The following is a 22,554-nucleotide window of genomic DNA, read 5'->3' on the forward strand; positions in this document are numbered from 1 at the left end:
GACTGTCGCGGGCGGCGGACGCCGCCCGCGCCGTCCTCAGGCGTCGAGCATCTCGGTCGACTTGATCTCGATGCCGAAGCCGCCGAGGCCGACATAGTGGCGGTTGCGGAAGGCCAGCAGCGAAATCGTGTGGACGCCGAGGTCGCGCAGGATCTGCGCACCGAGGCCGATCTCGCGCCATTGCTCGTCACGCATCTTGGCCGAGCCGTGGCTTTCATGGACGTCGGGCTGCGGCGCGGACGCGGCCAGCGACTGGCTCGGCACGCCGGCCGTGCCGTCGCGCAGATAGATCAGCACGCCGCCCTTTTCAGCGAGCCGCTTCACCGCGCAGTCGATCACCGGGTTCTTGCCGAAGACGTCGCGCAGCACGGTCTCGCGATGCAGGCGGACCAGCGTCGGGCCATTGTCCTCGACCTCGCCGAACACGATGGCGAGATGCTCGACCTTGTCATAGGGCGTGCGATAGGCAATGCCACGCGCCGGCCCATAAGGCGTCTCGACCGGGAACTCGCCGGCCCGCTCGACCAGCCGGTCGCGCGCCTGGCGGTATTTGATGAGGTCGGCCACCGAGACGGTGACGAGGCCGTGCTTCTCGGCGAAGGCCGCCACCTGCGGGCCGCGCGTGACCGTGCCGTCGTCATTGACCAGTTCGCAGATGACGCCGACCGGCGGCAGGCCGGCGAGCTTGCAGAGATCGACCGCGGCCTCGGTATGGCCGGAGCGCATGAGCACGCCGCCATCCTTTGCGATCAGCGGGAAGATATGGCCGGGACGGACGAAATCGACGGCGCCGGCATTGGGATTGGCGAGGCCGCGCACGGTCGCCGTGCGGTCATCGGCGGAAATGCCGGTGGTCGTGCCGTGGCGATAGTCGACCGACACGGTGAAGGCGGTGCCGTGCGGACTGTCGTTCGACGACACCATGGGATCGAGCCGGAGGCGGCGCGCCTCCTCGACCGACAAGGGCGTGCAGACGATGCCGGAGGTGTGGCGGACGATGAAGGCCATCTGCTCGGGCGTGCAGAGCGAGGCCGCGACGATCAGGTCGCCTTCGTTCTCGCGGTCGTCGTCGTCGGTGACCACCACGATCTGGCCCTTGGCGAAGGCATCGAGGGCCGCCTTGACCCGCTCGGTGGCTTCCAGCATGGCTCTCTCCTCATCGCGCGGCCCTTTCAGGCCGATGAAATCATTGGGGGTCACGGCGCCGCCGGTCAGTTCGGCAATGCGCTCGGCCGTGTCGCGCGACATCCAGGGCGCCTCGCCGTTGCACAGCGCGGTGATCGTGCCCGGCGAGACGCCGAGCCGTTTCGCGAAGGCAAGCCGGGTGATGCCGGCACGGGTGAGCCAGATGTCGAGCTTCATGACAGGAAGATGGGCGCGGCGGGACTTTCAGTCAAACTGAAAATCCCAGATATCAGCCCTGCAATTCGACAGAGCTGAATGTCAGCCGTTCTGACCGCGATGGCGCAAATAGTGGTCGGCGATGACGCAGGCGACCATGGCCTCGCCCACCGGCACGGCACGAATGCCGACGCAGGGGTCGTGGCGGCCCTTGGTCAGGATGTCGGCCTCGGCGCCCTGCTTGTCGATGGTCAGCCTGGGGGTCAGGATCGACGAGGTCGGCTTGACCGCGAAACGGGCGACGATCGGCTGGCCCGTGGAAATGCCGCCCAGGATGCCGCCGGCATTGTTGGCGAGGAACAGGGGCTTGCCGTCATTGCCCATGCGCATCTCGTCGGCATTCTCTTCGCCCGAAAGGGAGGCCGCACCGAAACCCGCGCCGATCTCGACGCCCTTCACCGCATTGATGCCCATCAGGGCGGCCGCGATCTCGGCGTCGAGCTTGGCGTAGATCGGCGCGCCGAGGCCCGCCGGCACGCCCTCGGCGACGATCTCCAGCACGGCGCCGATCGACGAGCCGGATTTGCGGATGCCGTCGAGATAGCTCTCGTAGAAAGCCGCCTTGTCCTTGTCCGGGCAGAAGAACGGGTTGTTGCCGATCTCGTCCCAGTCCCACTTGTCGCGGTCGATGGCATGCGGCCCCATCTGGACCAGGGCGCCGCGGACATCGAGGCCGGGCACGATCTTGCGGGCGATGGCGCCGGCGGCGACCCGCGCCGCCGTCTCGCGCGCCGAGGACCGGCCGCCGCCGCGATAGTCGCGGATGCCGTATTTCATCTCGTAGCTGAAATCGGCATGACCCGGACGGAACTTGTCCTTGATCTCGGAATAATCCTTCGAGCGCTGGTCGGTGTTCTCGATCAGCAACGCGATCGGCGTGCCCGTGGTCACCTGGACGCCATCGTCATCGACCATCACGCCGGACAGGATCTTCACCTCGTCCGGCTCGCGGCGCTGCGTGGTGAAGCGCGACTGGCCCGGACGGCGCCGGTCGAGATCGGCCTGGATCTCCTCCGCGGTGATCGGGATGCGCGGCGGGCAGCCGTCGACGACGCAGCCGAGCGCCACCCCGTGGCTCTCGCCGAAGGTGGTGACGCGGAACAGGTGGCCAAAGGTGTTGTGCGACATGGCGGTTGGTTAGGCGCGATGTCGCGAAGGGTCAAGCCGCGTCGCGGCCGGAAGCCCGTGCCGCGGCGACCGGGCCCGGCGACATGACGTCGACGGGCCCGGCCTCGATCACCCCGGGCGGCCGCGATCGAGCCTGCCGCATCAGGGCATCAGCACCGTGTTGACGACATGGATGACGCCATTGGACTGGCCGACATCGGCGATCGTGATGCGGGAGACATTGCCCTTGGCATCGACGACATCCAGCCCGCGGCCATTGCGCCGCGTGCGGACGGTCAGGGTTCCGCCATTGACCGTGCGCAATGTCGTGCGCCCGCCATTGGCCATGGCCTGGGCCATCAGGTCGTTCGCCGAGAACCGGCCCGCGACGACATGGTAGGTCAGGATGGAGGTCAGGGTCTGCTTGTTCTCCGGACGCACCAGCGTCTGGACCGTGCCGCGCGGCAGCTTGGCGAAGGCCGAATTGGTCGGCGCGAACACCGTGAAGGGTCCGGGACCGGAGAGCGTATCGACGAGGCCGGCGGCCTTCACCGCGGCGACCAGGGTCGTATGATCGCGCGAGTTGACGGCATTCTCGACGATGGTCTTGGTCGGATACATCGGCGCGCCGCCGACCATCGGCACGCGCTGGCGCTGGCCCATGGGGCTCATCTGCGACATCTGGGCGGCAGCGGGCAGCCCGCCGGCAAGAAGGCCCAGGGCGGCGGCGGCAAGAAGGGTCGTCACCTCACGGCGTTCGAACGTCTTCATGATAATCTCCACGGATCAAGGTCCCGCGCCTGGCGGGCCGGCCGACCAAGTCGAGTGCCTGGACCTGTGGAGAAACCGGCGCGGAACCGATTGGACGCGCGCCGAAGCCGAGATATCCCGGGCGGCCCAACACCAATGCGTGATGGGGCCGCCATTGCCGATCGGCGATCAGGTGGGAATGCTGGTTTCCAGCCGGCCGCCGATGCGCAGCGGCGCGACCTTGGTCGCCAGGCCGTTGGCGCCGAGATCGACCAGGATGCCGGACAGGGTGGCGGGGCCGCTCGCCGGCTCGAACTTGCCGCCGGGGGTCTTCTCGCGCATGCGGCGCAACGGCTCGGCCTTGTCCATGCCGATGACCGAATCATAGTCGCCGCACATGCCGACATCGGTCATGAAGGCGGTACCGCCGGGCAGGATGCGGTGATCGGCGGTGGGCACATGGGTGTGGGTGCCGACGACCAGCGAAGCCCGGCCATCGAAAATATGGCCGAAGGCCTGTTTCTCGCTGGTCGCCTCGGCATGGATGTCGATGACCACGGCATCGGCGACGCGACCGAGAGGGGCTGCCTCGATCTCGCGCTCGACCGCCGCGAAGGGGTCGTCCATGGCGTCCATGAACACCCGGCCCATGGCATTGACCACCAGCACCTGCGCGCCCTTGCGGGTTTCGACCAGCGCCGCGCCGCGCCCGGGCGTGCCTGCGGGATAATTGACCGGCCGCACCAGCCGCGGTGCCCGGTCGATGAAGACCAGCGCCTCGCGCTGGTCCCAGGAATGGTTGCCGAGCGTCACGCAGTCGGCGCCGGCATCCAGCAGTTCCTGGTAGATCGCCTCGGTAATGCCGAAGCCGTGGGCGGCGTTCTCGCCATTGATGACGACGCAGTCGACCTTCAGGTCGGCGACGAGGCCCGGCAGTTTTTCGGTGACGGCGACCCGGCCGGACTTGCCGACAACGTCGCCGAGGAACAGAAGGCGCATCACGGGGCCCTGAATCCGGTCTCGGTCAAAATGGCGTCGAGCCTGCGGTCATGCGGCTCGGCAGGCACCACTTCGACTTCCTGGGTGGAAAATGCAACCCCGATCGCCAATCGGCTGCCGGTCTTATCCAGCCGCGCGAGCGCCTTGTCATAGTGCCCCTTGCCATAACCGATGCGGTGAAAGCTCCGGTCGAAGGCCGAAAGCGGGGTGAGCAGGATGTCCGGCTCGACCTCCGGCGCGTCGAGGCCGGGGCCATAGGTGCCGAAACCCATCGGCACCAGCGGCGCGCCGCGCTCCAGGAGCCGGAAGGTCATCGGCGTGGTGCGCGTGTCGAAAGCCGGCAGCGCCAGGCGCGCACCGGCCACGCGCAGCCGGTCCATCAGCGGCCTGACGTCGATTTCCGACTGGATCGGCAGGAAGCCTGAAACCGTTTTGCCGGCAACGGCGATGCGGTCGAACGGAAACAGTTCGGCGATCGCCAGCGCCGCCTCGATGCGGGCCTCGGGCCCGAGTGCATCGCGGCGGCCGAGCGCCACCTCGCGCAAGGCGGATTTGGACAAATGCGGCATCGTCCCGCGACGCGAGGAGAGAGAAAACAGGTAGAGCCGCTTCGTCGTTGGACGCTCGATCCCGGGAACCTACCTAAGTAGGTGGGCGCCATATATCCCAGTCCAGGGACCGGGTCAGGGACAGCTCCCGTTGAGATCGATAAGGCCCCGGGGAATTGTGGTCCTGACGGGCGTCGCAGCTCTGTCACGAAGATAGGCTCTCGCGCGCCTAAGCGGAAGGGCCTTGTCGACCATTCGCTGCTGCTATCCCGCACCATCGGTTGACCGCGCGGCAAAGCCCGGCCCTAGTGGAAAACCTGTCATTGACCCGCAGCCAGATCGAACCCGCCATGCCGCTTCCCGAGCCTGCCGCCGCCCCCGCCCCGCCGCTCGCGTCCGGACTGATCGAGCGCTTCGCCGCGATCGTCGGACCGCGCTATGCGATCACCGCGGCGGACGACCAGGTGCCCTATCTCAAGGATTGGCGTGAACTCTACGTGGCGCGCACGCCGCTGGTGCTCCGGCCCGGCTCGACCGACGAGGTCGCGGCGATCCTGAAGCTCGCCAATGAGACCGGCACCAAGGTCGTGCCGCAGGGCGGCGGCACCGGGCTTGTCGGCGGCCACCTGCCGCACGAGGACGGCGCCGAGATCATCGTCTCGCTCAACCGCATGAAGGCGATCCGGGCGGTCGACCCGGCCGGCAATACGCTGATCGTCGAGGCCGGCGTGACGCTGCAGGAGGCGCAGGACGCGGCATCGGCCGTGAACCGCCTGTTCCCGCTCAATATCGGCTCGAAAGGCTCGTGCACCATCGGCGGCAACCTGGCGACCAATGCCGGCGGCACCCAGGCGGTCGCCTATGGCCTGGCACGCGACCTGGTGCTGGGCCTCGAAGTCGTGCTCGCCGACGGCCGGATCTGGCACGGCCTGCGCACCCTGAAGAAGGACAATACCGGCTACGACCTGAAGCATCTGTTCGTCGGCGCGGAGGGCACGCTCGGCATCATCACGGCGGCGGTGCTGAAGCTCGTCGCCGCGCCGCGCTCGATCGAGGCGGCCTGGGTCGGTGTCGCCTCGCCCGCCGCCGCCCTCGAACTGCTGGCGCGGGCACAGGAGCGCGCCGGCCCGGCGGTCAGCGGCTTCGAGCTGATGCCGCGCAACCTGTTCCAATTCGTGCTGAGGCACATGCCCGGCGCCCGCGATCCGCTGGCCGAGCCGGCCCCCTGGTATTGCCTGGTCGAATTGTCCTCGGCCGCCGCCGCTGGCCTGCGCGACACGCTGGAGGATGTGCTGGCCGCCGGCTACGAAGACGGCATCGTGCAGGACGCCGCGATCGCCGAAAGCGTCGACCAGCGCAACGCGTTCTGGCGTGCCCGCGAGGGCATGAGCGAAATGCAGAAGCCCGAAGGCGGTTCGATCAAACACGATGTCTCGGTGCCCGTCGCCTCCGTGCCCGCCTTCATCGCCGAAGCGACGGCGGCCTGCGAAAAACTGATCCCGGGCTGCCGCGTTGTGCCGTTCGGCCATCTCGGCGACGGCAATATCCATTTCAACATCAGCCAGCCCATCGGCGCCGACAAGGCGGCCTTCCTCGACCAGTGGCAGGCGGTGAACAAGGTCGTCCACGGCATCGTCGCCCAGTTCGGCGGCTCGATCTCGGCCGAACACGGCATCGGCCGGATGAAGCGCTACCTGCTGCCCGGCGTGAAGGATCCGGTGGAGCTGGAGCTGATGCGCAGCCTGAAGGCGCTTTTGGATCCGAACGGCATCCTCAACCCCGGCAAGGTGCTCTAGCTCTGGCCCGAGGCCCTGTGGCCGCTTCGGCGCGCCCTGCCGCCGCAAGGGCCCCCGACCACTCCGCGCGCCCCTCTCCTCGGCCTGATCTCGGGTCATCCCGACCGCGCATCCGCGAGAGGCGGGTACGCAATACCGCCTTTCTCGCGCGAACCCTCAACGCCGAACGGACGACGCCCGGCCCGCTCCCGTGGACCGAGCCGGGCAAGCGCCGTCCAGCGGCCCTCGGGCCTCGATCGAAAAATCGTCAGGCGTCGCGCAGGCCCAGGATGGACCGGGCTTCGCTGGCGGTCGCGGGGCGGCGCCCGTATTCGCCGCAGAGCTCGGCCAGCCGCCTGACCAGCTCAGCGTTGCTTTTGGCCAGCCGGGACTGATCGAAGCGAATGTTGTCCTCGAGGCCGGTCCGGCAATGGCCGCCCATTTCAAGCGCCCAGTGGTTGACCTCGAACTGATGACGGCCAAGCCCCGCCGCCGTCCAGGTCGCATCCGGAAGGATCGACTTCAACTGGGCCACTTCGAATTCGAGTATGGCGCGGCGGGCGGGAAGCGCGTTCTTGACGCCGAGCACGAATTGCACGTGCGGCGGTGATTTCAGCAAGCCTTCCCGGACGAGATCCGCGGCATTGTAGAGCATGGCCAGATCGAAGATCTCGCATTCAGGCTTGACGTCGTGGTCGAGCATGGTCTGGGCGAGACCCCTGATGAAATCGGGCGGATTCTCGTTGACGAAGGTCGGGAAATTGACCGAGCCGGTCGCCAGCGACGCCATGTCGGGGCGCAGATGGAGCATCCCGCCGCGCTCGCTGAGCTGTCGCCCGCGCGCGCCGGTGGAAAACTGGATGATCATGCCGGGGCAGTGCTTTCGGATGCCGTCCTGGACGGCGGCGAAACGTTCGGGATCGGACGATGAATTCTCCTGGTCGTCCCGGACATGGATATGCGCGAGCGAGGCCCCGGCCTCGAAGGCCTCGTGGGTCGATTCGATCTGTTCGGCGACCGTGACGGGAACCGCCGGCGTGTCCTTCTTTCTCGGCACGGAGCCGGTCATCGCGATGGTGATGATGCAAGCTGACATGGTTGTTCTTTCCTCCCAGAAGCCGCTTCGACGAACGGGCCTTCAATCCCTAGGCTTGCCGAAGCCGCCGCCGCCGCCGGTCTCGATCAGCACGACATCGCCTTTGCGCAGAACATGCTGGCCCGATGGCTCGGTCGTGGTTCCGTTCAATTCGAAACGGGCGGGCGCGCCAGGTTCGCCCCCGGCGAGGCCGGCCGCCGGCCGCCGCACCCGGTTGACCATGAACGACGCGATGGCCGGGCTGTCGCCGAGCATCTCGAATTCAAAGCGGATGCCGTCGCCGCCGCTGCGATGGCCGCGCCCGCCCGAGCCTCGGCGGATGGCCCGGCTCCTGACCTCGATCGGCGCCTGGGATTCGAGGACTTCGATGGGCGTATTCGACAGGTTGCTCGGAAAGCTGATCGCCGAAATGCCATCCTGATCCCGCGCCGCGCCCTGGCCGGCGCCGATGAAGGCGTTCACCGCATAACGCACCTTGCCGCTCAGGCTGGCCAATTGGACATTGTTGGAAGGCGAGCCCGGCGATGCCTGTATCCGCTCCGGCAAGGCTTCGGCGAGGGCCCCGAAGATCGCCGGCGGCAGGAGATGGCCGATCATTCCGCGCGCGCCGCAGGGAGCCGGCTTGGTCGGATTGAGGATCGAGCCTTCCGGCGCGGAGACCGAGATCGCCTGGAAACTGCCTTCGTTGTTGGGGATCCAGGGCGCCAGCAGCGCTTTCAGCGCATAGGCACTGTAGGCGAAGGTGTAGTTCGCGACCGTGTTGATCGCCAGGCTGACCTGGGGGCTCGACCCGCTATAGTCGACGGCGATCCGGTCGCCCGCCACGGTCACCGCGCAGGCGATGCGGATGACCCCGCCGGGCATCTCGGCAGGTCCGTCGTTCTCGACGACATAGTGATAGGTGCCGTCGGGGACCGCGGTGATGGCATCGCGCATGGCCTTGCCGGTGCGCTGGATGATCTCGTCCGAGAATGCGTCGAAATCGATGGAGGTTTCCTCGATCAGCATATTGATCCGCTCGGCCAGCGTGCCGCAGCAGGAAATCTGCGCCCAGATGTCGCCCATCGTCTCGTCCGGCACCCGCACGTTCGCGCGGATCATCTGGATCAGCAGCGCTTCGGGCTTTCCCGCGGTGAGGATGCGCATCGGCGGGATCTGCAATCCCTCTTCGAACAGCTCCCGATTGGCGGCGTTGCGCAGCCGTCCGCCGATATCGGGCAAATGGCTGACGACGCCGGCGAAACCGATGACCTCGCCGTTCCGGAAGATCGGAGCGGCGAGACTGGCATCGTTGAGATGGCCGGTGCCGATCCAGGGATCATTGGTGATGAAGGCGTCGCCTTCACGCATGCTCTCGATGCCGAACGTCTCGATGAAATGCCGGATCGTCACCGGCATGGTCGAGATGAAGGAGGGAATGCTCTGCGAGGATTGCGCGATGTTGCGCCCCTTCCGGTCGGTCAGCACCACCGCATAGTCGTTCGCCTCACGGACCAGGGTCGAAAAGGACGTGCGCACGAAAGTCGCGGCCGCCTCGTCCACGGCACTGACCAGCCGCGTCCAGAGAATCTCCAGGGTGATCGGATCGATCGCCTGCCTGGTCCCGCTCATCGTGCATACTCCAGATCGACTTGGATCGTGCCGGTCGGAAGCACGCGGATGCTGGCCGAATGGCCAATCACCAGCGTCGATTCCGGCTCGACGATGATAGCCGGCGCGGCGATCACCGCGCCTGCCGGCAACCGGTAGCGGTCATAGACCGGCACGGTCGCGTAGCGCTTTTCGCCGGGCAGATAGATATGTCGGCGGCCCTTGGGCGCGGTGGAGAAACGCGCCTCGTCCGATGCCGGAAAGGCGTAGCGCCGCTGGGCCCGCGGCGACTGGCCGGAAATCCGCCACGTGACGATCTCCGGAACGCCGTCGGGCACGATGCGCGTGTAGAGCCGCTTGTATTCCGCCTCGAAGCCGGTGAGCAGCCGCTCCGCCTCGAGATCGGCGATCGCGGCCGCGCCGAAGTCGATTTCAATGCTGGCACCCTGGCCGCGATAGCGAATTTCGGCGGCGGTTCGCCAGACGATGTCGGCCCGCGCCACATGCGCCTTGGCGAGCTCGCCGGCGATCTCGGCGCGCGCCGCCTCGATCCGGCGGGCCAGGCCAGCGCGATCGACATCGCCGACCGGCTCGAGCCGCGACCAGGAGCGGTCGGCGCGCGCCGGCGCGGCGAGGAAACCCAGGCATGACCCGACACCGGAGGCGATCGGACAGAGAACCCGGGGGATACGCAGCCTGCGCGCCACATCGATCGCGTGAACCGGCCCCGCCCCGCCGGTGGAGACGAAGGTAAAGCTTCGGGCGTCATGGCCATGTTCGGCGATATGGGTGCGGGCCGCGGCCGCCATGTTCTCGTTGACGATGTCGTGAATGCCCCAGGCGGTCTCCTCGGCCGAAAGCCCGAGCTGTGCCCCGAGCGCGCCGAGGGCTTCCGTGGCTTTCGCAACGTCGAGCTTCATGGCCCCGCCCAGGAAGTCGTCGGCGTCGAGATAACCAAGGACGAGATCCGCGTCGGTGACCGTCGGCTGGATTCCGCCGAGCGCGTAGCAGGCGGGACCAGGCTCGGAGCCCGCGCTGTCCGGGCCGACCTGCAGGAGGCCGAGGGCGCTCAGCCGCGCGATGCTGCCGCCGCCCGCACCGATCTCGATCAGGTCGATGCTGGGCGATACCGCCGGCAGGCCGCTGCCGCGCTTGAAACGCCGGACGCGCGCGAATTCGAAGACGTTGGTGATCGCCGGGACGCCACCGATCGACACGCAGGATTTGGCGGTCGTGCCGCCCATGTCAAAGGCGAGGATGCGATCCATGCCTTCCGCGCTGCCGCAATTGATGGCGCTGAGGACGCCGCCCGCCGGACCGGATTCGAGCAGGCGGATCGGAAACCGCGCCGCGACCTCGGCTTCCGTGAAACCGCCATGCGAAACCATGATATCCAGCCGGCCGGTGATGCCGAGCCCGGTCAGTCGCTTGCCCAGCACGCCCATGTAGTGGTCGACGATCGGCTGGACATAGGCGTTGGCGACGACGGTCGACATGCGCTCGTATTCGCCGACCTCGCTGGCGACTTCCGACGACAGGGAATAGCTGCGCTCCGGTGATTTCAGGCGTAGGATGTCGGCGGCCTGGCGCTCATGTGCGCCGTTCACGCAGGCATGCAGAAAGCAGATCGCGACCGCGGAAAAATCTTCCCTCGCGAGGCGCTCGCCGAGCGCTTCCACTTCCTTCGGGTCGAGGGGCCGCCAAATGTCGCCGGCGGGGCCGATCCTTTCGCCAACAGGGAATCGCGAGGCCGGTGGCACCAGCGGCTCGGGGAAGGTCGCGGCGAGATCGTAGGTGTCGTACCGCATCTCGCGGCGGATATCCAAGGTATCCTCGACCCCACGGGTCACCACCAGAGCGGTCCTGACACCCTTGCGTTCCAGCAGCGTGTTGGTGATCAGCGTGGTGCCATGCACCACGCGCTCGATGTCGCCGGCGCCACGGCCCGCCGCTTCCGGCTTCTTGGCCAGCAGCATTTCGACGACCCGCGCAATGCCCTCTCCGGGATCCGTGGGCGTGGTCAGCGACTTCGCCACCCAGATCGTATTGGCCGCCTCATCCAGAAGGACCCCGTCCGTGAACGTTCCGCCGACATCGACTGCAATCTGGTAGGCCAAGGATCGCTCCTGAAACTTAAGGGTGCGCCGGCATCTCGGCGACGAGCCGAACCGCCTTGCGCAGATGAGCCACAAGATCGGCCGTCAGGGGAATGCCATCGCGCTCGCGCGCGGCGGCCGTGGTCTCGGCCCGCGCGCCCGGCAGGCGCGGGGCTTCGCCCGCCGCACCCGGCGGGCTCGCCTCGATGCGGGCGCCAAGCCGCGCGACCGCGGAGCGGGCCTCGTCCAGCCCCGCGAACCGCTGGGGATCGAAGGCGATGAAGAGATGGCTGACCCCCGCCCCGGCCGCGGCCGGATCATGCGGCGTGAGCACCTCGTAGCCGGGCCGTCCGCCTGACAGCGTGGTGCAGAGCAGCTCGACCATCAAGGTCAGCGCGTAGCCCTTCGCGCCGCCCAGGGGCTGGACGGTTCCGGCGAGCGCCGCCTCGGCATCGGTGGTCGGCTGGCCGTCGGCATCGAGTGCCCATGCGGCGGGAATGACCTGTTTCTTGAGCGCGGCCTGCCGCAGGCGGCCACGTGCCACCGCGCTCGTCGCCATGTCGATGACGAGAGGAGGCCGCCCCGCGCGCGGAAAGCCGGCGGCGAGCGGGTTGGTGCCCAGGATCGCCTCGCGTCCACCGGTCGGGGCCATGGTCGGTCCCGCATTGGAGAGCGCCAGCGCGATCAGCCCTTGGCGCGCGGCACGGTCCACTAGGGGTGCGGCGGCGCCGAAGTGATTGCTGTCGCGCACGGCACAAGCCCCCATGCCGGCGGCTTTCGCCCTGCGGCACGCTTCGTCCATGGCCGCCAGCCCGACCAGCACGCCCAGTCCATTGCGACCGTCGACGACAGCGGTGGCCGCGCCGGTGTCGACAATGGCGGGGACCGCCTTCGGATCGATCGCGCCGATCCGGATCCTCTGGAGATAGGCCGGCAGATGCGCGAGGCCGTGGCTGTCGATGCCCCGGACCTGGCACTCCACCAGCAATTCGGACGCGCGGGCGGCGGCCAAAACGGGGACGCCCGCCGCGGCGAGGATATCGGCGCTTCGATCGACGAGTTCGGAGCGGCCGATGCGGCCGCCCTCCTCCAGCATCTCGACCCAATCGGGCAGGCTTTGCATCGTCAGCTCTTGTGGACGGAGGTAAGCCAGCCCGCGGGGGCCTTTATCGCGCCGGTGACCGTTTCGAAATAGGCCTGCTGCAATTGGGTCGTCAGCGGCCCGCGCAGGCCGGATCCGATGGCGATGCCATCGATATCGACGACGGGAACCAGCTCGGCCGCCGAGCCCACCATGAACACCTCGTCGGCGGCATAGAGCTCGGTACGGTCGACGGTGCGTTCCGAAACGGCAATTCCACGCTCGCGCGCAAGCGTCAGCACCGTATCGCGCGTCAGGCTTTCCAGGATGCCGCTGGCCATGTCCGGTGTGACGAGCTCGCCCTTGCGGACGAAGAAGATGCAGGTTCCCGGTCCCTCGGCGACCTTGCCGAGCGTATTGAGCAGAATGGCCTCGTCATAGCCGTCCTGGATCGCCTGATAGCGCGCAAGGCGTCCGTTGACATAATTGCCGCCGCATTTGATGCGCGGCGGCATGACATTGTCCGCCATGCGCATCCAGGAACTGACCTGGCAGCGAATGCCGGCGTCGATCTTGGCCGTGCGCGGCTTTTCGAGCGCCGAGATCGCGTAGCTCACCGGCCCCTTGACCTGCTGCTCGCCCTGGCCATCGAGATAGGCGGTCGTGCGGATATGGGCTGCCGCCCTGACATTGTTCCGGCGCAGGAGATCGATCGTCATCCTGTTGATCTCGGCACCGTCGAAATCGTGCCTGAATCGCAGGAGCTTCATCGACTGCAGCAGCCGGTCCGTATGGTCCTGGAGGCGGAAGACGTAGAGATCCTGGTGCGCGTCGCTCCAATAGGCCCGCAAGCCCTCGAACACCGACAGGCCATATTTGAGCGCGGGCGACATCACATGGACCGTCGCCTCCTCATAGGGGATCAGGTTGCCGTTCAGGACGATGAACTGAGGCGCGGACTTGGACACGGTGTTTCGATGCTCCTGGAGCGATGTCGTGGATTTGGGGTCAACCGGGCTCGGCCAGCTTGAAGCGCGCGAGTGCCAGGTCGCCTTCATGTTCGATGCAGAGGCTGACGCGGAGGCCGATGCGAAGCCGCGCGCCCGCGTCGCTGTCGACGATATTGGTGAGGAGGCGCGGGCCCTCGTCGAGTTCGACGCAGGTGACGTCGTAGGGCAGGCGGCCGCTGAATGCCTCGTCATAGGCGACGTGGTAGACGACCCAGCTCACCACCGTGCCCTCGCCCGCGGCCTCTCGCCATTCCGGCTCCGGCGCGAGGCATTCCGGACAGGCCTCGCGCGCCGGCAGCCATGCGTGTCCGCACCTGCGGCACTGCTGGAACATCAGCCGGCCCTGCTTCAGGCCGTCCCAATGCGGCTTGTTCAGGGGCGTCACGTCGGGCTGGGGAAAGCTCATGCCGCTCTCCCCAGGACCAAGGTCGCATGTGTGTGCATGGTGCCGCCCTGATTGCTGACGATGCAGGCGCCATCGCCCCGAACCTGAAGGTTGGCGTCGCCGCGCATCTGGCGGACGCCCTCGATCACCAGTTGAAGTCCGGGCGTACCGCTTTCCGACAGCAGGCCGCCGCTGGTGTTCAGCGGCAACCGGCCGTCGAGCGCGATGCCGCCTTCCGCGGCGAAACGCGCCGCCTGGCCCGGCTTGCAGAAGCCGTAGTCCTCGAGCGTGATCAGCGGCGTCACGGTGAAGCAGTCGTAGAGCTGGGCCACCGCGATATCGCGCCGGTCGAGGCCGGCCATTTTGAGCGCGGTCTCGCCGGCCACGCCCGATATCGTTCGGGTCAGATCCGGACGAAGATGCACATCCCAGGATTCCTGCGCCTGGCCGAACCCCAGGATCGGGACGGCCTTGGCGATCTGAAGCTCGGCCGCGCGCCTGGCCGACATCACGATGACCGCCGCCGCGCCATCGGACAGCAAACAGCAATCGTCCCGCCGCAGCGGCTCGACCACGAAGGGCGACGCCATGTATTCGTCGAGGGTTATCGCCTTCTGGAGGTGGGCGTTGGGATTGCGGGCGCCATGATCCCGGCAGGTGACGGCGACGGCGCCGAAATGCGCGTCGGGAATGGCGTATTGCTGCCTGTAGCGCTGGTGCAGAAGGGCGTATCCGGCGGCGGTCGAATACCAGCCATAGACGGCGTCGTCGCCGCGCGGCCGGCCATAGACCTTGCGGCTGCCGGTGCGCGGCGTATCGCCGTAGCAGATGATGGCGATGTCCATCAGGCCCGCCTCGATCGCCATCGCCGCGTAGCTGATCAGCGCGATGTTGGCGGCTCCGCCCTGATCCAGGGCGCAGCCGATTTTCGGCCGCATGCCCAGGGCCTCGGCGACCTTCTGCCCATAGAGGATCGAGGGCTCGGCATTGGCCATCTTGACCAGCACGCCATCGACCATGTCCTTGGCGATGCCGGCATCGGCCAGTGCCTTGCGGCTCGCTTCGACGATGAGCGAAACCCGATCCCGGCCGGGATGCTTGCCATAAGCGGTATGGCCGATGCCGGCGATGACGGCGCGCCCGCGCATCAGACCACTCCCTCGGCGCGCAGGGCCGCGAGATCGGCGGCGGCGATGCCGAGCATGCCCCCGTAGACCGCCTCGTTGTCGGCCGCATAGGCCGGGCTGACCCGATAGTCCGGCTGCGCCACGCCGGAATAGTTGATCGGGCTGCGGCAGACGGTGATCGGGCCATATTGCGGATGGTCGACCTCCAGCAGCATGCCGCGCTCATGCATGTGCGGATCGGCGATGACTTCAGGAAGGTCGCGCACCGGCGCCGACGGCACGCGAAAGGCGGCGAGCCTGCCGAACAGGTCGTCGCGCGACTGCGGCGAGGTCCATTGCGAGATGATGCCGTCGATCAGGTCCATATGGGCGACGCGGTCGCGCATCGTCGCCATCCGCGGATCGGCCTTCAGGTCGGGCCGCTCCATCGCATCGACCAGGCAGAGCCAGTGCTTGTCGTTGTTGCAGATGATGGCGACGAAGCCGTCGCTTGCCGGATAGACATTGTAGGGACAGAGCGACAGGCCGCCGTGCCGGTTGCCCGTGCGCAGCGGAATGTCGCCGCGCTCGCCATAGGTCATGCCGATGCTCGAGGCGAGCGAGGGATAGACCGCCTCGAGCATGGCGACCTCGATCCGGCACCCCTTGCCGCTGCGCTCGCGACCAAAGAGCGCCGTCGTGATCGCACCATAGAGATGGACGCCGCCGAAGAAGTCGCACAAGGCGGCGCCGGACTTGACCGGAGCGTTGTGGGAGAAGCCGGTAATGCTCATGACCCCCGACATGGCCTGCACGGTGAGGTCCATGGCCGGATAGTCGCGATAGGGGCCGGCACCACCATAGCCGCTGCTGGCGGCGTAGATGATGCGCGGATTGACGGCCCGGAGCGCGTCATAGCCGAGGCCGAGACGGTCCATCACGCCAGGGGCGAAATTCTCCGCCAGGACATCCGCCTGGCGAACCAGGTCGAGCAGCATGTCGCGGCCGCGCGGCGATTTCAGATTGAGCGAGACGGAACGCTTGTTGGCGTTCAGCATCGCGAAGGGCACGCCGGCCCCGCTGCGGGCGTCGCGCCTGCGCAGGAATTCACCGCCCGGGGGCTCGACCTTGATGACCTCGGCGCCCGCCATGGCCATCAGGAAGGTCGCATAGGGGCCGTTATAGATCTGCGTGAGATCGAGAACGCGCAGGCCCGCGAGCGGCAGGGCCTGGTCGGTCGTCCCGGAGGCTGCGTTCGCCATGGCCGTCACCGTCCCTTGAATTCGGGCTGGCGTTTCTCGGCGAAGGCCGCCTTGGCCGCCTTGGTGTCTTCGGAATGGTGCAGGATGCGGTTGACCAGCTGCTCCATGCGCAGGCCAGTCGCCAGGTCCATGTCGCGGGATCGGACCGCCAGTTCCTTCGCCGCCTGCAATGCCAGCGGCGCGTTGGCGGCGATCCGCCGCGCGTAATCGAGGGCTGCGTCGAGCAGGTCCGCCGGCTCGACCACCTTGTTGATCAGGCCCCAGCGCAGGGCCGTCTCGGCGTCGATGGCTTCCCCGGTCAGAAGCATCTCCATCGCCACGGCATAGGGAAGTTGCTGCATGATCCGCTGCGTCCCGCCATTGGCGGCGATGATCCCGCGCTTGACCTCGGAGACGCTGAAGACGGCCCCCGCCACCGCGACGCGGATGTCGGTCGCCAGGAGCAAGGTCATGCCGCCGCCGACACAGGCGCCGTTCACCGCGGCGATGACCGGCTTCCAGATCTCGAGCCCCCGGTTCAGCAACTGGCCTTTCTGGGTCAGCCAGAGTTCGGACAGTTCGACATCGCGCCCGACGAAGGATTTGATGTCGGCCCCGGCGCAGAACGACTTGTCGCCGGCTCCGGTGATCACCGCGACGCGGATGGCGTCGTCGTCGCGCACGCGCTGCCAGGCCTTGGACAGGGCGTCGTAGTGCTCGGCGTCGAGGGCGTTGCGCCGTTCGGGGCGGTTGATGGTGATGACGGCGACGCCGTCTTCGGTCGAGAAGTCGATAGCCATCGCCGCCTCACCTGCCGCCGTTGATGAGGTGGCGCGCCACCACCATGCGCTGGACCTCGGACGGGCCCTCGCCGATGCGCTTGATGCGCAATTCGCGGTACCAGCGCTCGATCGGCAATTCCTTGGCGACGCCGAGCGCGCCGAACATCTGGACGCAGCGGTCGATCACGCGCCCCGCCGTCTCGGTGGCCGTCACCTTGGCGATCGAGGCATCGATCTTGATGTCGTGCCCGAGGTCCGCCCGCCATGCCGCCTGATAGGTCAGCAGCCGCGCCGCGCGCAGCTCCATTTCCGAATCGGCGATCATCCACTGGATCGCCTGCTTGTCCGCCAGCGCGGACTTGAAGGCCTTGCGCTGCCGGACCCAGGCGGTCGCCATGCCGAGGGCTTCCTGCGCGATGCCGATGACCCCGGCGGCGTAGGGAACGCGGGCGTGCACCAGCCATTTCTGACAGACCGCGAAACCCTCGCCTTCCGCGCCGAGACGATTTTCGACGGGGACTTTGACATTCTCGAAATGCACCTCGAAGGGCGCGTAGGAGCGGATCACCGGGATCTCGCGGACACTGATGCCGGGCATGTCGCGATCGACGATGAAGCAACTGATGCCGCCGCGGTCGCCGGCCTCGCCGGTGCGCGCGAAGACCAGCCCCCAGTCCGCCTTGCCCGCGGCCGTGATCCACATCTTCGTGCCGTTGATGACATAGTGGTCACCGACCCGCTCGGCGCGCGTCTTGATCGAACGCGCCGGATCGGCGCCGCCATCCGCCTCGGAGATGGCGACAAAGCTCTTCTTGCCGTTCTGAATGCCGGCCACGCCGTAGCGTTTGACCTGATCGTCATTGCCGAGCCAGATGACGCTCGGCGGATCGATGCCGAAAGCGCCGCAAGCGGGGACATAGGCGCCCATCTTGCACTTGGCGGCTTCCTCCGCGACCAGGACCTGGGCCAGGAGCCCGATGCCACCGCCGCCATGCTGATGCGGCGACGCCAGGCACCACAGTCCGAGCGCCCGGGCCTTGGCCTGCAGGCTGGCGAGGTCGGCCTCCGGCAATTCGTAGCAGTCATGAGGCTGGCGATCCTCGGCCGGCCGCACCTCGTTGCGCATGAACTGGGCCACCGTGTCCCGCAGCAACGCAAGTTCGTCGGGCAGCTCCCAGGCTCCGGAGGGCAGCGAAAACGTATCGGACGTCATGCGGGTCCCCCGTCGGCGTGATGCATGTCCTCTGCGGGGCGCATCAGCATTTTTCGGTACTTCGGATCAAAATACAATACGACGTACTTGAATGTGTCAAAGCCGGGTTGTCAAGCGCCAAACCGGCAGCGATCACCAACGGGGCGACGGCTTCAAATTCATCCAGTACGGCAATATTTCGCGCTTAATAGCCCAAAATTGGCGAATTATTCTGACTTGCGGCCAGCGCGGGTTGAATGTATCGTATTTTGATACGAAATATTACAACCATCGCCGCCGCTCAGATGGCATCAACCGACGGGAGACCATGCATGAGGCGGGCGTCGGGCCGGCTTGGACATCCGGCCCGGATTGCGACTATTGGCAGGAGCGGTCACGCAATCGTGGATCATGCCACCCCGACATCGAGCACCCGTGTCGTATTGCGATGCAATGCGTCAATTGACGGCAACGATGTTCTCACCTACCGCTCAACTGGTTTCCGTGGCCTTCCCAGCCGCCGCCTTCGGACCGAGACGATCGACGAACAATGAGCACGACCCTTCGCAAGAGCCTCCGGATCCTGGAATCCCTCGCGCTCTCCGACACGCCCCGCGGCATTTCGGAGCTGGCGCGCGCGATCAAGCTCAACAAGAGCGCGGTCCAGCGCATTTTCCAGACCCTGCTGGAAGAGGGCTATATCGAGAAGACCGCCGATTCGAGCCGCTACCGGCCGACGCTTCGAATATGGGAGCTGGGATCGCGCGTCATCGCCCAGAACGAGGCTCGGCGCCTGGTCCATCCGATCCTGCGCTATGCCGCCAAGAACTCCGAACTGACCACCTATTTCGCCTGGGCGGATTTTCCCGACATCATCTATCTCGACAAGATCGATGGCGAGAAGGGACGGGCCAATTCCTCCGATCCCGGACAGCGCATTCCCATGCATGTCGCCGCCTCCGGACGCGCCATCCTTGCGTTTCTCGACGAAGCCTCGATCGAAGAGATCGCCGGGAAGCTGGCCAAGGACGCCGCGGCGACCGGTGACGCGGCGGCTGACCTGCGCAAGGAGATCAAGCTCATCCGCCAGCGTCTCTATGCCTGTTCGGAGCGAGGCTCCACGGCGCGCATCAGCAGCGTCGCCGCCCCGGTCTGGGGCAGCGGACCGACGCCGGTCGGCTCGGTCGTGCTGACCAGCGATTCCGTCACTTTGCCCCATTCCGACTTCGACCGTGTCGGAGCTCTGGCCATTTCGGTCGCCGAACAGGCGACGCGCGTCCTCGGCGGAAGCTATCCCGTCACGGCGGGCGACGCCCCGTAGCGCCCTGCCCTAGCGCACGCCGCGCGCGGAACCGCCGTCGACCAGGATGCTCTGGCCGGTGACGCCGCCGGCCGCCTCCGAAACCAGGAAGGCGACGGTTTCGGCGAGCTCGTCCAGCTTCACGGCACGGCCAAGCGGCAGCTGCTGCAAGGACTGTTCCGGCACCGGCCAGTTTTCGATCAGGCCGGGCAGCACGCAATTGAAGCGGATGCCGGCGCGGCCGTAGCGATCGGCATAGAGTTTGGCGAAGGCATGCAGCGCCAGCCGCAAGGCGCTGGTCGGATAGGTCGGCTTCGGCTCCACCGCGATCTTCGACGAGATGGCGACGATCGCGCCGCTCCCCTGCCGCATCATGATCGGCGTGATCAGCCGCGCCAGCCGGATGACATTCATCACGTACATGTCGAGCGCGGCATGCCAGTCGGCATCGTCGATATCCAGAAGATGGCCGGCGGAATCGGGACCATAGGCCGGCCCGGCCTTTACCTCGGAAAGCCCCGGGCCATGCCCGGTATTGGCGACGAGAGCGTCGATGCGGCCGGTCTTCTCCATGGCCAGCGCCACCAGCGCCGCCAGATCGGCCGGTTCGGTGACCGAACCGCGCAGGGCGTAGCCGCCGAGTTCCGCGGCCAGGGTTTCGCAGCCTTCGGAGGTGGACATGAGCACCACGCGCCACCCCTTGGCGGCAAGTGTGCGCGCGCACGCGGCCCCGATGCCGCGGCTGGCGGCGGTGACGATGACGGTCTTCTGGTCGGACATGGAAACCTCTCGAGGCTGGAGCCGGAACGTCACCGGGTGATGGAGCCGACCCGCATCTTCCGCTCCAGATACGCGCCGTAGCGCGACAAGGAGAACGAGAGCGTGAAGTAGATCAGCGAAACGAAGATGTAGACTTCAACGTAATACTGCTGCCATGCGCCGCTCTGCAGCGCCGCGTTGCCGGAAGCCGTCAGCTCGAACATGCCGATGATGATCAGCACGGAGGTTTCCTTGAGCGTGATCACCATGTGATTGACCGTTGCCGGCAGCGCCGTGCGCAGCGCCTGCGGCATGACGATCAGCAGGCGACAGCGCCAATATCCCAGCCCGAGAGCGGCGGCGGCGTCATACTGCCCCGGCGCCACCGCCTGAATGCCGCCCGTCACGATCATCGCGTAGTAGCAGGAGAAGAAGAAGGCGAAGGCGGCGATGACGCGATAGAGCGTATCGGGATTGAGCCAGCCCGGCAGGATGAAGGGCGCGAACAGGGCCGCGCAGAACACCACCGCCAGGATCGGGATCGATCGGACGAAATCGACCACCATGGTGACGACGATGCGGATCGCCGGGAGGTCCGACTGACGACCCAGGGCGAGAATGATGCCCAGGGGAACGCCGATGATGATGGTGGAGAGATAGACGTAGAGGGTCAGCGCCAGACCGCCCCACTTGTCGGTGGTCACCAGGGGCAGGCCCGGGATGCCGCCGCGCATCAGCAGCACGAAGATGCCGGCCCCGCACAGCCAGATCGCGACCAGGCGGCGGAGGCTCCAGAACCGCGGCATGCAGCTCAGCACCACGATCGACAGGGCCACGACGCAAGCCAGGGCGGAACGCCAGTGTTCCTCATAGGGATAAAGCCCGAAGAGAATGAGCCGGTAGCGCGCATGGATGACCGCCCAGCACGCCCCCGGCACGGTGGCGCATTGCCCCTCGTAGGTTTCCTTCCAGAGGCTGTCGATGAAGGCCCAGCGAATGACCGAGCCCAGGATGAACAACCCGACGGCCGCCAGCGCCAGGGTGAGCAGCATATTGGCCTTGGTGCCGAACAGCTGTGCGCGCAGGGTGACCGGGGACCTCATGGGCTGACGGGCTCCGGCCTGGCGGCGCGGCCCTTGAACCATGACCTCCGCGCGCGGATCGGCGACTGGAGCGTCGACGTATCGTGGCGCTTCAAGGCGATGCGCTGGTTCACCCGCTGCATGACGCTCGCCAGGACATAGTTGATCAGCAGGTAGGAGCCCATCATGACGATCAGCATCTCGATCGTCTGGCCGGCGTGGTTGATGCTGCTGGATGTCACGGAAAACAGATCCGCGAAGCCGATGGCCGCGCCGAGTGACGTGACCTTCATCGTGATGAGATACTGGTTGCTCAACGGCGGCAGGGCGCTTCGCATCGCCAGCGGAAAGCGAATGAGCCAGTTGATGTTCCGCTCCTTCAGGCCGAGCGCGCGTCCCGCTTCGATCTGGCCGTTGTCGACCGCGAGCAGGCCGCCGCGCACGATCTCGGCGATATAGCTGGCCGAATAGAGCGTGATCGCCACGAGCAGGACCACGAATTCGACCGGCATCCGGTTGCCGCCCCGGAAGCTGAAGCCCTGCAGGACCGGCAGCTGCACCTGGAGTGCTCCCCCGGGCCATCCCAGGACAAGCGCGCTCGCCGCAAGGGTCGCCAGCAAGGGATAGAAGGATCGGCCCTTCATCGCCATGTAGGCGGTGGCGCCAACCAGCACCATCAGGCCGAACAGCAGCAGGCCCGCGCCGGGCTCGACCCACACGGCTGGAAAGTAGAAGCCCCGGCTGCTCAGGAAAAACCCGCCGCCAAAAGCCAGCGCCTGGCGCTCGGTCGGAGCGTGCTTGAAGACCTCGTACCAGAAATAGATCTGCATGATCACGGGCACGTTTCGCAGCAGGTCGACATAGACGGTGCTAAAGGCCCGCAGCGCCGCGTTGGACGACAGGCGGAAAAGCCCGATGCAGCAGCCGACGATGGTCGCGAAGACGATGCAGAGCAGGCCGAGAACGAGCGTGTTGAGCACGCCCATGGATATCGTCCACCAGTAGGGGTCACCCAGGTCCTGGCTCAGGATGGAGGTGGACAACCTCCACCCTGTGTTCCGCCAGAGAAAGTCCCAGCCATAAGCCATGCCCTGGCGAACCAGGTTGGCGTGCACATTGCTGACGGTGGTCGCCAGGGCCAGCACGACCGCGCCGAGAAACAGGCCCTGGACCACATATCTGCGCAGTTGCCGGTGAAACCAGAGCCCGCGTACCACAAGCCAGGGAGAGCGCTCCGAGCCGATAGCGCGCATG

20 protein-coding genes and 1 other RNA gene are annotated in these 22,554 nt (G+C 66.9%); 2 read left to right on the top strand and 19 right to left on the bottom strand.

Annotated features, from left to right (window positions below):
* Window positions 1-36 precede the first annotated feature (36 nt).
* The 6 genes from ribB to ssrS form a co-directional block, all read right to left on the bottom strand.
* Window positions 37-1,362 carry a 3,4-dihydroxy-2-butanone-4-phosphate synthase gene (gene ribB, locus AC07WJ_RS23720; protein ID WP_494937135.1) on the bottom strand — a complete coding sequence of 442 codons (1,326 nt, stop codon included), beginning with the start codon at window positions 1,360-1,362 and terminating at the stop codon, window positions 37-39.
* Window positions 1,363-1,443: 81 nt separating this feature from the next.
* Window positions 1,444-2,529, bottom strand: coding sequence for a chorismate synthase (aroC, locus tag AC07WJ_RS23725; protein ID WP_494937136.1), 1,086 nt, complete (start codon window positions 2,527-2,529; stop codon window positions 1,444-1,446).
* Between the two features lie 141 nt (window positions 2,530-2,670).
* Window positions 2,671-3,279, bottom strand: coding sequence for a fasciclin domain-containing protein (locus tag AC07WJ_RS23730; RefSeq protein ID WP_494937137.1), 609 nt, complete (start codon window positions 3,277-3,279; stop codon window positions 2,671-2,673).
* 168 nt (window positions 3,280-3,447) lie between these two features.
* Window positions 3,448-4,257, bottom strand: coding sequence for a TIGR00282 family metallophosphoesterase (locus tag AC07WJ_RS23735; RefSeq protein ID WP_494937138.1), 810 nt, complete (start codon window positions 4,255-4,257; stop codon window positions 3,448-3,450).
* Window positions 4,257-4,826 carry a 5-formyltetrahydrofolate cyclo-ligase gene (locus AC07WJ_RS23740; protein ID WP_494937139.1) on the bottom strand — a complete coding sequence of 190 codons (570 nt, stop codon included), beginning with the start codon at window positions 4,824-4,826 and terminating at the stop codon, window positions 4,257-4,259. Before AC07WJ_RS23740 ends, AC07WJ_RS23735 begins: the two co-directional genes overlap by 1 nt.
* 29 nt (window positions 4,827-4,855) lie before the next feature.
* Window positions 4,856-5,011: non-coding RNA, 6S RNA (ssrS, locus tag AC07WJ_RS23745), on the bottom strand.
* A gap of 144 nt (window positions 5,012-5,155) precedes the next feature.
* On the opposite strand from ssrS, the gene AC07WJ_RS23750 reads away from it, so the two are divergent.
* Window positions 5,156-6,601, top strand: coding sequence for an FAD-binding oxidoreductase (locus AC07WJ_RS23750; RefSeq protein ID WP_494937222.1), 1,446 nt, complete (start codon window positions 5,156-5,158; stop codon window positions 6,599-6,601).
* A 247-nt stretch (window positions 6,602-6,848) separates the two neighbouring features.
* Here AC07WJ_RS23750 and AC07WJ_RS23755 read toward each other — a convergent pair whose 3' ends face one another.
* Genes AC07WJ_RS23755 through AC07WJ_RS23800 form a run of 10 tightly spaced genes read right to left on the bottom strand, consistent with a single transcriptional unit; the run spans window position 6,849 to window position 18,180 of the window.
* Window positions 6,849-7,676 carry a 3-oxoadipate:acetyl-CoA acetyltransferase gene (locus tag AC07WJ_RS23755; RefSeq protein ID WP_494937140.1) on the bottom strand — a complete coding sequence of 276 codons (828 nt, stop codon included), beginning with the start codon at window positions 7,674-7,676 and terminating at the stop codon, window positions 6,849-6,851.
* 42 nt (window positions 7,677-7,718) lie between these two features.
* Complete coding sequence (locus tag AC07WJ_RS23760) at window positions 7,719-9,287, bottom strand: hydantoinase B/oxoprolinase family protein (protein ID WP_494937141.1); 1,569 nt, start codon at window positions 9,285-9,287, stop codon at window positions 7,719-7,721.
* Window positions 9,284-11,383 carry a hydantoinase/oxoprolinase family protein gene (locus AC07WJ_RS23765; protein ID WP_494937142.1) on the bottom strand — a complete coding sequence of 700 codons (2,100 nt, stop codon included), beginning with the start codon at window positions 11,381-11,383 and terminating at the stop codon, window positions 9,284-9,286. The genes AC07WJ_RS23760 and AC07WJ_RS23765 overlap by 4 nt, the downstream gene beginning before the upstream one ends.
* A gap of 16 nt (window positions 11,384-11,399) precedes the next feature.
* The gene (locus AC07WJ_RS23770; RefSeq protein WP_494937143.1) at window positions 11,400-12,458 is read right to left on the bottom strand and encodes an Ldh family oxidoreductase; all 1,059 of its coding nucleotides are present in this window, start codon (window positions 12,456-12,458) and stop codon (window positions 11,400-11,402) included.
* A 29-nt stretch (window positions 12,459-12,487) separates the two neighbouring features.
* A complete protein-coding gene (locus AC07WJ_RS23775; protein WP_494937144.1) occupies window positions 12,488-13,411 on the bottom strand; it encodes a branched-chain amino acid transaminase in 924 nt (307 codons plus the stop codon).
* Between the two features lie 40 nt (window positions 13,412-13,451).
* On the bottom strand, window positions 13,452-13,859 hold the full coding sequence (locus AC07WJ_RS23780; RefSeq protein WP_494937145.1) for a Zn-ribbon domain-containing OB-fold protein: 408 nt from the start codon (window positions 13,857-13,859) through the stop codon (window positions 13,452-13,454).
* Window positions 13,856-14,986, bottom strand: a complete 1,131-nt coding sequence (locus AC07WJ_RS23785) for a thiolase family protein (protein ID WP_494937146.1) — start codon at window positions 14,984-14,986, stop codon at window positions 13,856-13,858. The genes AC07WJ_RS23780 and AC07WJ_RS23785 overlap by 4 nt, the downstream gene beginning before the upstream one ends.
* The gene (locus AC07WJ_RS23790; protein ID WP_494937147.1) at window positions 14,986-16,206 is read right to left on the bottom strand and encodes a CaiB/BaiF CoA transferase family protein; all 1,221 of its coding nucleotides are present in this window, start codon (window positions 16,204-16,206) and stop codon (window positions 14,986-14,988) included. Before AC07WJ_RS23790 ends, AC07WJ_RS23785 begins: the two co-directional genes overlap by 1 nt.
* A 5-nt stretch (window positions 16,207-16,211) precedes the next feature.
* Window positions 16,212-16,985, bottom strand: a complete 774-nt coding sequence (locus tag AC07WJ_RS23795; RefSeq protein ID WP_494937148.1) for an enoyl-CoA hydratase/isomerase family protein — start codon at window positions 16,983-16,985, stop codon at window positions 16,212-16,214.
* A gap of 7 nt (window positions 16,986-16,992) precedes the next feature.
* Entirely contained in the window at window positions 16,993-18,180 is a 1,188-nt protein-coding gene (locus AC07WJ_RS23800; protein WP_494937149.1) for an acyl-CoA dehydrogenase family protein, read from the bottom strand.
* 529 nt (window positions 18,181-18,709) lie between these two features.
* Between AC07WJ_RS23800 and AC07WJ_RS23805 the strand changes: the two genes are divergently transcribed.
* Window positions 18,710-19,480 (top strand): IclR family transcriptional regulator, encoded by a 771-nt coding sequence (locus AC07WJ_RS23805; RefSeq protein ID WP_494937150.1) that lies wholly within the window; start codon window positions 18,710-18,712, stop codon window positions 19,478-19,480.
* Between the two features lie 9 nt (window positions 19,481-19,489).
* Here AC07WJ_RS23805 and AC07WJ_RS23810 read toward each other — a convergent pair whose 3' ends face one another.
* From AC07WJ_RS23810 to AC07WJ_RS23820, 3 genes are read right to left on the bottom strand one after another with little or no spacing between them, the layout of a single operon-like run.
* On the bottom strand, window positions 19,490-20,239 hold the full coding sequence (locus AC07WJ_RS23810; RefSeq protein ID WP_494937151.1) for an SDR family oxidoreductase: 750 nt from the start codon (window positions 20,237-20,239) through the stop codon (window positions 19,490-19,492).
* A gap of 29 nt (window positions 20,240-20,268) precedes the next feature.
* Window positions 20,269-21,321 (bottom strand): amino acid ABC transporter permease, encoded by a 1,053-nt coding sequence (locus AC07WJ_RS23815; RefSeq protein ID WP_494937152.1) that lies wholly within the window; start codon window positions 21,319-21,321, stop codon window positions 20,269-20,271.
* Window positions 21,318-22,553: an ABC transporter permease subunit gene (locus tag AC07WJ_RS23820; protein WP_494937153.1), complete on the bottom strand. Its 1,236-nt coding sequence runs from the start codon at window positions 22,551-22,553 to the stop codon at window positions 21,318-21,320. Before AC07WJ_RS23820 ends, AC07WJ_RS23815 begins: the two co-directional genes overlap by 4 nt.
* Between the last annotated feature and the right edge of the window lies 1 nt (window position 22,554).

Source organism: Phreatobacter sp. GW821-FHT04C01 (genome assembly GCF_059420385.1).